This window comes from Pleomorphomonas koreensis DSM 23070 (assembly GCF_000425185.1).
GTDB classification, from domain to species: domain Bacteria; phylum Pseudomonadota; class Alphaproteobacteria; order Rhizobiales; family Pleomorphomonadaceae; genus Pleomorphomonas; species Pleomorphomonas koreensis.
In genome coordinates this window covers 1-13051 of sequence record NZ_AULH01000026.1, presented here as the reverse complement: position 1 = coordinate 13051, position 13051 = coordinate 1, and the positions used below count along the sequence as shown (strand labels likewise).

The window sequence follows — 13051 nt, the reverse complement described above, 5'->3', positions numbered from 1 at the left end:
CCGGAGATGCGTCGAGCGTCGCCGCCCGGCCGTCCGCTCACTGGCAGACGTCGATCCAGGTGGCGCCGACGAGGTCGGCGAGACGCTCGGTACCGATGCGCACCGCCGCGTTGGTAGCGCCGGCGGCCGGCAGCACCTCGGCAAAGCGCCGGAGGGACTGGTCGCAATAGACCGGCAGCGGCGACTTGAGGCCGAAGGGGCAGACGCCGCCGATCGGGTGGCCGGTCAGCTCCACCACCTCGTCGAGACCCAGCATGCGCGCCTTGCCGCCGAATGCCTCGCGCGCCTTGCGGTTGTCGAGCCGGGCGGTGCCGCCGGCCACCACCAGCATGGCCCGGTCGCCGACCCGGAGGCAGATGGTCTTGGCGATCTGCGCCGGCTCGACGGCGTGGGCGGCGGCGGCTTCCGCCACGGTGGCCGACGAGGCGGTCGTCTCGATCACCTCGATGTCGGGCGCATGGGCGGCGAAAAAGGCCTTGACGCTCTCGATGCTCATCTCACCACTCGCCGAGCTTGATGTCCGGCGTGTAGTCGACGCCCTCGACGTCCTTCACCACCGGCTGGCCGCAAATGACCCGCCCTTGCACGGGATCGAAGGTCAGCGCCGGCGAGCCGGCAAGCTGCCAGCCATTGTTCAGCGCCGCGCTGACGCGATGGCAGAAGGCGGCGTCGTCCGGGCCGGTCAGGAAACGGTAGAGCTTCATGGGCGGGGTCCTTTCGGAAAATCGCCCGAATAGGTCCGTCCGCCGCCGCCTTGTCAAGGCGATCGGGCGCCGCCGGGGTACGCATGCACCGCTCATCCTTTTTGGCGATGCCGGCGCAAGACAGACTTAAAGCGGCGTTAAAGTTTGCGCGGCAGGTTTTATCTATCTGAAGGTCCCCCCGATGTTCGCCGCGATGCGATCGCCCGGCCGGGGCGACCAACCGGGAGTGACGCTGCTGGCTACCCCTGTCTCGTCCATGCGTAGCTTCTGGGGGCTGCTCAGGGCCTATTGGGTCTCGGAAAAGTGGCGCGAGGCCTGGGCGTTGACCGCCGCCGTGGCACTCTTGTCGGCGGCGGCCAGCAAGAGTGGCGTCTGGCTGGCGCAGGCCTCCGGCGCCTTCATCTCCACCATCGCCTCGTTTCCCGACCTTGGCGCCTCCGGCATCGCCGACGTGCTGACGGCGGCCGGCGTGCTGGTCGGCCTTGCCGTGCTGAAGTTCGCGGTGTTCATCGGCTTCCGCCACTATTTCTCGACCACGCTGCATCGCCGGTGGCGCCAGTGGCTCGATGGCCGGTTCAATGCGGCGCTGCTCTCCGACCGCCGGCCCTACTACCACCTCCTGGTGATGGGCGCCGCCGACGAGGGCGCCGAGGTGCCCGACAACATCGACCAGCGCATCCAGGAGTCGATCAAGGCGATGACCGGCAACGCGCTCGGCATGGCCATGGGCCTGATCTCGGTGGTGACCTCGGTCTATTTCGTCGGCGAGATGCTGATCTCCACCTCGGTCTCCGTGCATGGCCTCGAGTTCCTCGGCTCCTACGCCAGCGCCGCGCTGGTGTTCGCCCTCGCCGTCACCTACGTGCCGGTGTCGACGGCCATCGCGCTCAGGATCGGCAAGGCCATCCAGGCGCTGAACATGGCCATGCTGCGCTACGAAGGCAGCTACCGCGCCGAACTCGCCACGCTGGTCCGCCGCGTGCTGCCGATCGCCGCCGCCCGCGGCGAGAAGGTGCAGGCGGCGATCCACCGCCGCCAGTACCAGTCGATCGACCGCACCTGGGGCCTGCAGAACAAGGTGTCGGCGCTGTTCCTGTCGTTCAACGGCAGCTACACCTACATCACGCAGAGGGTGGTGGCCTACCTGCCGAACATGCCCGCCTACATGCAGGGCAGCATCTCCTTCAAGACCTACGTCACCGGCTCGGAGCTGGTCAGCGAGCTGATCAGCGACTGCTCCTGGGTGATCCAGGTGATGCCGGACATCGCCAACCTCAGGGCCAACGTCTACCGGGTGGTCGAGCTGGCCGACGCCATCGAGCGGGTGCAGGACGCCCAGGCCTTCTACCGCGAGAGCGGCATTTCCGAGTTCCGCTACGAGGCGCAGCCGGCCGAGCGCGGCCTCTCCGTGCAGGGGCTCGAACTGATGTTCGCCGGCAAGGAGGCGCAGCCGTTCCTGCGCGTCGCCCGCCTCAACGTCAAGCCGGGCCAGTGGGTGTTCGTGCGCGGCCCCTCCGGCTCGGGCAAATCCTGCCTGATCAAGGCGCTCAACGGCCTGTGGCCCTATGGCCGCGGCCGGGTGGTGATGCCCGAGGGCGTCAAATCGCTCTATGCCTGCCAGGACACCCGCCTGCCGCAGGCCAGCCTCAAGCAGCTGATCTCCATGCCCGAGGACGAGCACGAGCACCGCGACCTCGAGGTAGCGGCCATCATGAGCGCGGTCGGCCTCGGCGACTTCATCCCGTCGATGGGCAATCCCTCCTATCGCGGCCGGCGCTGGGACGACGTGCTGTCGGGCGGCCAGAAGCAGAAGGTGGTGCTGGCGCGCATCCTGCTGCACACGCCCGACGTGCTGTTCCTCGACGAGGCCACCGCCGCCCTCGACCCTGAGGCGCGCAGCGAGTTCCACCGCCTCGTCAAGCAATACTGCCCCAAGGCGACGGTGCTGTCGGTGATGCACGAGCAGACGCCGCCCACCGACAGCCTCGGCCGCCCCTTCTACCACGCCATCCTCAACATCGAGAACGGCCGCGCCGGCCTGGAGCCGGTGGTGGTGCCGGCGCCGCCGCCGATCCGCGACACGCGCGGCGGCCTGCGCTCGATGCTGTCGGCGATGCGCCATCTCTCGTGAGCCCCATCTCTCGTGATCCTTCGGGGCCGCAACGGACGATCGACATGACCAAGGACAGGGATTTCATCGACAGGCTGATCGCCGGCATGACGCTCGGCGAGAAGATCGGCCAGCTCAACCTCGTCACGCCGGGCGGCGAGACGCTGACCGGCACGGTGGTCAACACCGACGTCGCCGACAAGATCCGCGAGGGCCGCATCGGCGGCATCTTCGGCGTCAAGTCGGCCGAGGCGGTGCGGGTGTTCCAGGACCTCGCCCAGGAGACGCGGCTCAGGATCCCGCTGATGTTCGCCGAGGACGTCATCCACGGCCAGAAGACCGTCTTTCCGCTGCCGCTGGCGCTCTCCGCCAGCTGGGACATGGAGCTGGTCCGCGCCAGCGCCCGCGTCGCGGCGCAGGAGGCGGCGTCGATCGGCATCGATCAGGTCTACTCGCCGATGGTCGACGTCTGCCGCGATCCCCGCTGGGGACGCATCGCCGAGAGCCCCGGCGAGGACCCCTATCTCGCCGCCCGCTTCGCCGAGGCCATGGTGCGCGGCTACCAGGGCGGCGACCTCTCCCGCCCCGACGCGGTGATGGCCTGCCTCAAGCATTTCTGCGGCTACGGCGGCGGCATGGGCGGCCGCGACTACGACGCGGTCGACCTGTCGCCCATGACGCTGCACGACGTGGTGCTGCCGCCCTTCGTCGCCGGCATGCGGGCCGGCGCCGGCGCCGTCATGGCCTCCTTCAACACGCTGAACGGCGTGCCGATGCACGCCAACCGCGCGGTGATCACCGACCTCTTCCGCGACCGGCTCGGCTACGACGGCCTCGTCGTCGCCGACTACACCGGCATCCTGGAGCTGATCGCCCACGGCGTCGCCGCCGACCGGGCCGACGCCGCCCGCCTCGGCCTCACGGCCGGCGTCGACATGGACATGGTGTCGGAGGCCTATCTCGACACGCTGGCGGCAAGCGTCGAGGCCGGCCTTGTCGACGAGGCGCTGATCACCGCCGCCTGCCGCCGCGTGCTGGAGGCCAAGCTGAAGCTCGGCCTGTTCGACGATCCCTACCACCGGCTCGACTGGGGCCGCGCCGCGCAGCCGATCCTGACGGCCGCCAACCGCCAGCTCGCCCGTCAGGCGGTGGCCGCCGCCACGGTGCTGCTGAAGAACGACGGCAACCTGCTGCCGCTGCCGGCGCCAGAGAGCGGCCGGCTCGGCGCCATCGCCCTGGTCGGTCCCTTCGTCCACGACCGCGTCAACATGAACGGCACCTGGGCCGTTGCCGCCTCGCCCTCCACCGTCGTGCCGATCGCCGACGGCGTCAGCGAGGCGCTGGGTGATGCCGTCCGCCTCATCACCGCCAAGGGCACCAACATCGTCGACGAGCCGTGGCTCGCCGAGCGCCTCAACGTCCACGACTGGAAGGACCTCTCCGTCGTCATCGACGAGCGGCCGCCGGCGGCGATGATCGCCGAGGCGGTCGAGGCAGCCGGCAGCGCCGACGTCGTCGTCGCCGTGGTCGGCGAAGCGCGCGAATATTCCGGCGAATCCTCCTCGCGCAGCGACCTCGCCCTGCCCGAGCCGCAGAAGAAGCTCCTCAGGGCGCTGAAGGCGACGGGCAAGCCGCTGGTCGTGGTGGTGATGACCGGCCGGCCGCTGGTGCTCGCCGAGGAGGCGGCGCTGGCCGACGCGCTTCTCATCGCCTGGTTCGGCGGCACCGAGATCGGCCACGGCCTCGCCGACGTGCTGTTCGGCAAGGCCGAGCCGTCCGGACGCCTGCCGGCCACCTTCCCCTATTGCCTCGGCCAGGTGCCGGTGACCTATGCCCATCGGCCGACCGGCCGGCCGACGCCCGGCCGCTTCCAGAAGTTCACCTCCGGCTACGTCGACCTGCCCGACGAGGTGCCGCAGAACGACGGCCTCTATCCGTTCGGCTTCGGCCTCGGCTACGGCCGCGTCGCCTACGGTCCGCCGCGCGCCGACCGCACGGCGCTCAGCGGCGACGACCGCCTGAAGGTCACGGTGACCGTCACCAACCTCGGCGACCTCCCGACATTCGAGACGGTGCAGCTCTACGTCGGCGATCCGCTCGCCAGCGTCAGCCGGCCGGTCAAGGAGCTGAAGGGCTTCCGCAAGATCGTGCTCTCCCCGCGCGCCGCGGAGACCGTCACCTTTGCCCTCGCGGCGGCCGACCTCGACTTCTCGGTGGCCGAGACCGTCACCGACACCCGCCGGCGCTGGGAGGCCGGCGCCTTCGACATCCACGTCGGCCCCAACTCGCGCGACACCCAGACGGTGCGCGTCGTCTGGGAGATGCCGGACACCCAGGGAGACCGGTCATGATCCTTTCGCCGGCCGACGTCGCGGCCATGGATGACGAGGCGCTGCTCGATCTCGTGCAGCAGGCGACGCTCAGCTATTTCTGGGATTACGGCCATCCGGTGAGCGGCATGGCGCGCGAGCGCGACAACGACGCCTTCGGCTATTCGCCCGAGGACACCGTCACCACCGGCGGCACCGGCTTCGGCGTCATGGCGCTGATATCAGGCGTCGAGCGCGGCTTCCTGCCGAAGGACGAGGTGATCGAGCGCATCTGTCGCATCGTCGGCTTCCTGGAGGCGGCCGACCGCTTCCACGGCGTGTTCCCGCATTTCATGAACGGGGCGACCGGCAAGACGATTCCCTTCGGCGAGCGGGACGACGGCGGCGACCTCGTCGAGACCTCGTTCCTGATGGCCGGCCTCCTCACCGCCCGCCAGTGGCTGATTCCGGTGCGGCCTGACCTTGCCGCCCGCATCGACCGCCTGTGGCGCCATGTCGAGTGGAGCCATCACCTGCGCGACGACGGCGCTCTCCTCTGGCACTTCAGCCCGCTGCACGGCTTTGCCATGAACCACGCCATCACCGGCTGGAACGAGTGCCTGATCACCCACGTGCTGGCCGCCGCCTCGCCGACCCATCCGGTGCCGGCCTCGACCTATCACGGCTCCTGGGCCAGGGGCCGCGACTTCCTGAACGGTCGCGACTACGGCGGCGTGACGCTGCCGCTCGGCCCGGACTATGGCGGGCCGCTGTTCTTCGCCCATTACTCCTTCCTCGGCCTCGACCCGCGCGGCCTCGTCGACGCCTATGCCGACTATTTCGTCCAGAACACCGCGCATGCGCTGATCAACCGCGCCCACTGCCTGACCAATCCCCACGGCTTTGCCGGCTACGGGCCGGACTGCTGGGGCCTCACGGCGTCGGACACCTTCGACGGCTACAACGCCCACTCGCCGGTCAACGACACCGGCGTCATCACGCCGACGGCGGCGCTCGCCTCGATGCCCTACGTGCCGGCCGAAGCGATGGCGGCGCTGCGCGGCTTCCTCACCGCCATGGATGGCCGGCTGTTCGGGCCGCGCGGGCTGGCCGACGCCTTCTCGCCCGGCCGCCACTGGCAGGCATCGAGCCATCTCGCCATCGACCAGGGGCCGATCGTCGTGATGATCGAGAACCACCGCTCCGGCCTGATCTGGACGCTGTTCATGACGGCGCCCGAGGTGCTGGCCGGCCTCGCCCGGCTCGGCTTTGCCAGCCCGCACATCGACCGGGCGTCGGTGGCATGACGCCCGACGTCGTGCCGCTCGGCGCTTCCGACGACCCCTTCTCGCCCGACGCGCGTATCAGTATCGAGGTGTGGCGCAACGCGCCCTCGCCCCGTCTCGCCGTCACCGCCCATGGCCGCAACGGCGCGGCGCGGGCGCCGCACATGCTGAAGCTGATCGACGCCTATCGGGCGCGCGGCTACATCGTCGTGTCGCCCGACTGCTGCGCCTCGGCCTGGAACGACAGCGCCGGCGCCGAAGCCGACTTCCTCCTCGAAAACCACGTCCGCGACGTGCGCCGGGCCGCGGATTGGGCCGTCGCCCATGCCGCCGACATCGGCTGGAGCGGCGGCCATCTCGCCCTGTGCGGCCACTCGATGGGCGCCTATGCCGTCATGCGCCTTGCCGCCGGCGACTATCTCGGCAAGGTCGGCCATCTGCTGCTGGTGTCGCCCTTCACCTCCGGCGTCCGCCAGATCGAAGCGCGCGAGAAATATCATCCTGATGGTATCGCCAACCTCCGGCGCGAGGTGCCGCGCGCCCTCGACGAATGGCCGCGCCACGACGTGTTCGCCGTCGTCGATCGCCTGACGCTGCCGGTCGCCATATTCGCCGGCGGCAAGGACATCGTGGCGCCGCCGGAGAACGTCCGCGAACTGGTCGGGCGGCTGCCGTCGCCGCCGCTCTTCCGCCTGCTGCCGGACGCCTCGCACTGCCTCGAAGGCGGCGACTATCTCGCCGAGTTGACCGATGCGATCGACCGGCTTGATGCCGTATCGCCGTCGGTCTAGGCATATAGTCGCATTTCTGCGTACACTTTATCGTTTTGCACCGTCCGGACGGCGATTTGGCTTTGACGCCTCCCCTCCGAGAAGGTACTTACGACTCACGCTATTCCGACCCCTTGACGCTAACGTCAGCGTAAGGAGCCGCTCCAAGGGAGCGCCCGTCTCCCGCCTCACGAGGGAACCTCATCCGATGGCCGACGCCCGCCTCTCGGCTTCCCGTCCGCTCTCGCCGCATCTCATGGTCTTCCGCTTCATCCTGACCATGGCGATGTCGATCGTCCACCGCATGACCGGCGGCTTCCTCTACGTCGGCACCGTGTTCGTCGCCGTCTGGCTGGTGGCGGCGGCGAGCGGTCCCGTCTGGTTCGCCCGCGTCGACGGTCTCTACCAGACCTGGATCGGCCGGCTGATCCTCATCGGCCTCGTCTGGTCGCTGATCCATCACGCCATCGGCGGCATCCGCCACTTCATCTGGGACCTCGGCTACGGCTTCGAGAAGAAGACCGCCGACCGCATGGCCCTGTTCAACCTGGTGGCCGGCCTCGTGCTGACGGCGCTGGTCGTCGTTGTCGCCACTCTGTTCGGCTGAGGTCGCCATGACCAAGTTCCAGATCGAGACGCCGCTGAAGCGCGCCCGCGGCTTTGGCTCGGGCAAGACCGGCACCGGGCATTTCTGGCAGCAGCGGGTGACCGGCGTCGCCGCGCTGCTGTTGTCGCTCGTCTACGTCGCGCTGCTGATCAAGCTGCAGGGCGACGACTATCCCACGGTGCTCGCCACGCTCGGCAACCCCTTCATCGCCGTGCTGATGCTGGCCTTCCTCGGCGTCAGCGTCTGGCACATGAAGATCGGCATGCAGGTGATCATCGAGGACTACGTCAATCAGCCGTTCCTCAGGGTGCTGTCGCTGATGGCCAATTCCTTCTTCTCGGCGCTGGTCGGCATTGCCTCGGCCGTGGCGCTTCTCAAGATCGCCTTCGGAGCCTGATCATGGCCGTTGCAGAGCAAAATGCCGGCGGCAAGGCCGCCTTCAGCGTCGGCGGCCGCGCCTACACCTTCATCGACCACACCTTCGACGTGGTGGTGGTGGGCGCCGGCGGCGCCGGCCTTCGGGCCGTCGTCGGCGCCTCGGAGGCGGGCCTCTCCACCGCCTGCATCACCAAGGTGTTCCCGACCCGCTCGCATACCGTGGCGGCGCAGGGCGGCGTCGCCGCCTCGCTCGGCAACATGGGGCCGGACGACTGGCGCTGGCACATGTACGACACCGTCAAGGGCTCCGACTGGCTCGGCGACCAGGACGCCATCGAATATCTCGTCCGCAACGCGCCGGCCGCCGTCTACGAGCTGGAGCACTGGGGCGTGCCCTTCTCGCGCACCGAGGAAGGCAAGATCTACCAGCGGCCGTTCGGCGGCATGACCACCAATTTCGGCGAAGGCATCGCCCAGCGCACCTGCGCCGCCGCCGACCGCACCGGCCACGCGATGCTGCACACCATGTACGGCCAGGCGCTCCGGCATTCGGCCGAGTTCTTCGTCGAGTATTTCGCCATCGACCTGATCATGGAAAACGGCGCCTGCCGCGGCGTGGTGGCGCTCGAAATGGAGACCGGCCTCCTCCACCGCTTCCGCGCCCACCAGACGGTGCTGGCCACCGGCGGCTACGGCCGCGCCTATTTCTCCTGCACCTCGGCCCACACCTGCACCGGCGACGGCAACGCCATGGTGCTCAGGGCCGGCCTGCCGCTGCAGGACATGGAGTTCGTGCAGTTCCACCCGACCGGCATCTACGGTGCCGGCTGCCTGATCACCGAGGGCGCCCGCGGCGAGGGCGGCTACCTCACCAATTCCGAGGGCGAACGCTTCATGGAGCGCTACGCGCCGTCGGCCAAGGATCTGGCCAGCCGCGACGTCGTCTCCCGCTCGATGACCATGGAAATCCGCGAGGGGCGCGGCGTCGGCAAGAACAAGGACCACATCCACTTGCACCTCGACCACCTCGACCCGGCGATCCTGGCCGAGCGGCTGCCGGGCATCTCGGAAAGCGCCAAGATCTTCGCCGGCGTCGACGTGACGCGCGAGCCGATCCCGGTGCTGCCGACCGTCCACTACAACATGGGCGGCATTCCCACCAACTACCACGGCGAGGTGCTGACCAAGGTCGGCGACAACGCCGACAGCGTCGTGCCCGGCCTGATGGCCGTCGGCGAGGCGGCCTGCGTCTCGGTGCACGGCGCCAACCGCCTCGGCTCCAATTCGCTGATCGATCTCGTGGTGTTCGGCCGCGCCGTCGGCCACCGCTGCGCCGAGATCATCGACAAGGGCGGCCGCATCGCCGACCTGCCGAAGGACGCCGGCGCAAGCGCCCTCGACCGGCTCGACCGCGTCCGCTACGCCGCCGGCGCGACGCCGACCGCCGAGCTGCGCCTCAATATGCAGAAGACCATGCAGTCCAACTGCGCCGTGTTCCGCACCGGCGAGGTGCTGGAGGAAGGCGTCAGGCTGATCCACGGCTGCTGGGCGGCCGGCGACGACCTCCGCACCACCGACCGCTCGCTGATCTGGAACACCGACCTGACCGAGGCGCTCGAATACGAGAACCTGATCGTCCAGGCCGTCGTCACCATGGAAGGCGCGCTCAACCGCCAGGAAAGCCGTGGGGCGCATGCCCGCGAGGATTTCCCCAATCGCGACGACGCCGGGTGGATGAAGCACACGCTCGCCTCGATCGACCAGGGGACGCGGACGGTCGGCCTCGATTACCGGCCGGTGCATGCCTACACGATGACCTCCGAGATCGACTACATCAAGCCGAAGGCGCGGGTGTACTGAGGCTCGCGAAAGTCCCGCCGCAAATCGGCCGGCAAACGAAAGCTTCCGAGGGAACAGCTCCATGGTCCAGCTCACGCTGCCGAAGAACTCGAAGATCAAGGCCGGCAAGGTCTGGCCGAAGCCGGAGGGCGCCGCCCACGTCCGCGAGATCCGCGTCTACCGCTGGGACCCCGAGGACGGCCGCAACCCGCGCCTCGACACCTTCTTCGTCGATCTCGATGATTGCGGGCCGATGGTGCTCGACGCGCTTCTCTGGATCAAGAACAAGGTCGATCCGACGCTGGCGCTGCGCCGCTCCTGCCGCGAGGGCATCTGCGGCTCCTGCGCCATGAACATCGACGGCATGAACACGCTGGCCTGCACCAAGGGCATGGACGAGATCGACGGCCCGATCAAGATTTACCCGCTGCCGCACCTCAATGTGGTGAAGGACCTGGTGCCCGACCTCACCCACTTCTATGCGCAGCACAAGTCGATCGAGCCGTGGCTGCACACCGTGTCGCCCGAGCCGCCCACCGAGTGGCGGCAGAGCCACGCCGACCGCGAGAAGCTCGACGGCCTCTACGAGTGCATCCTCTGCGCCTGCTGCTCCACCTCCTGCCCGAGCTACTGGTGGAACGGCGACCGCTACCTCGGCCCAGCCATCCTGCTGCAGGCCTATCGCTGGCTGATCGACAGCCGCGACGAGGCGACCGGCGAACGCCTCGACAACCTCGAGGACCCGTTCCGCCTCTACCGCTGCCACACCATCATGAACTGCACCCAGACCTGCCCCAAGGGTCTCAATCCGGCCAAGGCGATCGCCGAGATCAAGAAGATGCTGGTCGAGCGTCATATCTGACCGCTGCTTGCCGACGCCGGAAAAGACGCCCGCCACAGTTCCCGAAGCCGCCGGTCCGCTGCTCGCGCCGGCGGCTGAACCTTGCTCAGAAAGCCGTCAATTGCGCCGCCGGTACCCTGCCGCCGGCCGGCGTCTCCGTGCGACCTTCCGCGGCGCTTCGCCCTTCGGCGGTCTTGTCGGACCGGCCCGGACACTATACCTGCCATGCGCCGGCCGGCGTCATGCCGATTCCGCCTTGCAAATTAAATACTTAGACTTTGGTCTAGGCGTTTTGAGTCAGGGCGGCGGCGGGATGGCGCGGATTATGCTTTTGGGTTGTCCGAGGGGCGTCATCGGCCTGTCTTGGAAACGCCATGGATAATCCATCGGCATGGCGCAGAGGAGTTCGGGGAGCGGCGGCCGAGTTGGGGGAGACGGCGCTTTCCCTGTGGGTGGGGCGGAAAGAGGCGGTACGATGACATTGGCAACACCTCCGAGCGTCAGGGACTGGTTCAGGATGCAGACCGTCGATGTGTTGTTTCTGTGCGAAACCAACAGTGCCACCAGCCTGATGGCCGAGGCGCTGCTCAATCAGCGCGGCGACACGCGCGTCCGCGCCTTCAGCGCCGGCAGCCGCCTGGCTGCGACGTTGCTGCCGGAAGCCCGGCAGGCGCTCGGCCAGCGGGCGATCCCCACCGACGGCCTCGAGCCCAAGTCCTGGACGATCTTCGCCCTGCCGGGCGGCCTGAGGCCGCACATCGTCGTCGACCTCGCCACCGTCACCTGGACCGAGCCCGACTGCGCCCGCCTCGCCGAATACGCGACGCTGCGCTGGCCGCTGCGCGATCCGGCGCTGGTCGAGCGCAAGGCCGAGCGCCGCGCCGTCACCGAGACGGTGCTCAACGCGCTTGAGACGCGCATCTCCGGCGAGCTGGTGCGGCGCATCGAAAGCGTCCGCCAGGCGATCGACGGCGAGAATCCGCCGACCTCGCGGCTGTGGGCATGAGCGGACTGGCCGCCGGCAACCATCGCCCGCGGTCGATTTTCCCCAGTCTGGGAGGGTGTATCTCGTCTCGTCTCCCGGCCGAAACCGGCTCCTTGCGGCGTCATGGACCGTCCATCGGCAAGGGGCTGATGCGACAGTCCGATCCGGCTCAGCCGACTTTCAAAATGCCCTTCATCACCCCCCTTGCGCTCGCTTTGAACATCGCTATAGTGCGCGGCCACGAGCCGGGGCGCCGGCCGTATGGAGAGGTGGCCGAGTGGTTTAAGGCGCACGCCTGGAACGCGTGTATAGGGGCAACTCTATCGAGGGTTCGAATCCCTCCTTCTCCGCCATTGTCCTGCTCACGGCAGTTTCGCCTCGCTCGGTGCCTCCGCAGGAATAGGCTTCGGGCCAGCCGCGTTCCCAGCTTCGGGTTCTGACGTCGTCAACCTTGATACCGTGGATCATCGGATCACAGGATGCCGATCGGCGCCGAGGGCATTTCACAACAAAGTTTATACAGCGCATGACCTCGGGTCGTCGCAACCGGTTTCCCGAGGCAGATCAACTACCTGTACATTCCTGTCTCCGGACGGAGCCATCCTCGTCTCTGCTTCCGAGGGCGTCTTTGTCGGAACGATCTCTCAGTCGGGTTGCTAACCATAGGCAACAGCGTTAGCCTTTGGGTCAGTGTTTTTCCGATCCGCCGTTTCCGGCTAATTTATTTGACCTATTTTGAGACTGGAGGCCCCATGCGCAGCCTTGCAATCCTCCTCGCATCTTCCGCCCTTTTGTTCGCGGCAAACGGCTTTGCCCAGGACAATCCGAAAGCTCCCCCCGCGATTGATGTCAAAGGGTTGGTCGATGTCATCAAGGCGTCGTCCTCCTCGTCAAAAGCGGCCGATGCGCTACATCAACTCGAGCAGGTTGCCGACAGCGGCAATGCCAACGCTCTCTATCAGCTGGGCGACCTTTATACGCGCGGCGGTCCGATCGCCATTGACGGGCCGAAGGCGATCGACCTTCTGCAGCGGGCGGCGGATGCCGGCAATGTGAGTGGCTACGTCCGCCTGGGCGAGCTTTATCGCGACGGCACCGTGGTGGCCGCCGATGGCGCCAAGGCGGCAGAGCTGTTCCAGAAAGCCGCCGATGCGGGCAACACGACCGGCAAGCTCAACCTCGGCTTGATGCTGGCGAAGGGCCAGGGCGTCCCCGTGGATGC

At 68.1% G+C, this 13051-nt stretch carries 12 protein-coding genes and 1 tRNA gene; 11 read left to right on the top strand and 2 right to left on the bottom strand.

Annotated elements, in window-relative coordinates:
• Positions 1-37: 37 nt before the first annotated feature.
• Positions 38-496 (bottom strand): YbaK/EbsC family protein, encoded by a 459-nt coding sequence (locus H512_RS0118340; protein WP_026784684.1) that lies wholly within the window; start codon positions 494-496, stop codon positions 38-40.
• Position 497: 1 nt separating this feature from the next.
• Positions 498-704 (bottom strand): DUF1737 domain-containing protein, encoded by a 207-nt coding sequence (locus H512_RS0118335; RefSeq protein WP_026784683.1) that lies wholly within the window; start codon positions 702-704, stop codon positions 498-500.
• 256 nt (positions 705-960) lie between these two features.
• Between H512_RS0118335 and H512_RS0118330 the strand changes: the two genes are divergently transcribed.
• The 11 genes from H512_RS0118330 to H512_RS0118280 all read left to right on the top strand — a co-directional run.
• Positions 961-2835, top strand: a complete 1875-nt coding sequence (locus H512_RS0118330; protein WP_026784682.1) for an ABC transporter ATP-binding protein/permease — start codon at positions 961-963, stop codon at positions 2833-2835.
• Between the two features lie 44 nt (positions 2836-2879).
• On the top strand, positions 2880-5165 hold the full coding sequence (bglX, locus tag H512_RS24820; RefSeq protein ID WP_053240034.1) for a beta-glucosidase BglX: 2286 nt from the start codon (positions 2880-2882) through the stop codon (positions 5163-5165).
• On the top strand, positions 5162-6430 hold the full coding sequence (locus tag H512_RS24815) for a glucoamylase family protein (protein WP_036792588.1): 1269 nt from the start codon (positions 5162-5164) through the stop codon (positions 6428-6430). Before bglX ends, H512_RS24815 begins: the two co-directional genes overlap by 4 nt.
• On the top strand, positions 6427-7200 hold the full coding sequence (locus tag H512_RS0118315) for an alpha/beta hydrolase (RefSeq protein WP_026784681.1): 774 nt from the start codon (positions 6427-6429) through the stop codon (positions 7198-7200). The genes H512_RS24815 and H512_RS0118315 overlap by 4 nt, the downstream gene beginning before the upstream one ends.
• A 187-nt stretch (positions 7201-7387) precedes the next feature.
• Positions 7388-7786, top strand: a complete 399-nt coding sequence (gene sdhC / locus H512_RS0118310) for a succinate dehydrogenase, cytochrome b556 subunit (RefSeq protein ID WP_026784680.1) — start codon at positions 7388-7390, stop codon at positions 7784-7786.
• 7 nt (positions 7787-7793) lie between these two features.
• Entirely contained in the window at positions 7794-8183 is a 390-nt protein-coding gene (gene sdhD, locus H512_RS0118305) for a succinate dehydrogenase, hydrophobic membrane anchor protein (RefSeq protein WP_036792585.1), read from the top strand.
• Positions 8184-8185: 2 nt separating this feature from the next.
• The gene (gene sdhA, locus H512_RS0118300) at positions 8186-10024 is read left to right on the top strand and encodes a succinate dehydrogenase flavoprotein subunit (protein WP_026784678.1); all 1839 of its coding nucleotides are present in this window, start codon (positions 8186-8188) and stop codon (positions 10022-10024) included.
• A gap of 61 nt (positions 10025-10085) precedes the next feature.
• The gene (locus H512_RS0118295) at positions 10086-10865 is read left to right on the top strand and encodes a succinate dehydrogenase iron-sulfur subunit (protein WP_026784677.1); all 780 of its coding nucleotides are present in this window, start codon (positions 10086-10088) and stop codon (positions 10863-10865) included.
• Positions 10866-11361: 496 nt separating this feature from the next.
• Positions 11362-11850 carry an arsenate reductase/protein-tyrosine-phosphatase family protein gene (locus H512_RS26000; RefSeq protein WP_053240033.1) on the top strand — a complete coding sequence of 163 codons (489 nt, stop codon included), beginning with the start codon at positions 11362-11364 and terminating at the stop codon, positions 11848-11850.
• A 242-nt stretch (positions 11851-12092) separates the two neighbouring features.
• A tRNA-Ser gene (locus tag H512_RS0118285) sits at positions 12093-12182 on the top strand.
• 399 nt (positions 12183-12581) lie between these two features.
• Positions 12582-13051 (top strand): tetratricopeptide repeat protein (locus tag H512_RS0118280; RefSeq protein ID WP_169507175.1); only part of this gene is annotated, 470 nt, incomplete at its 3' end.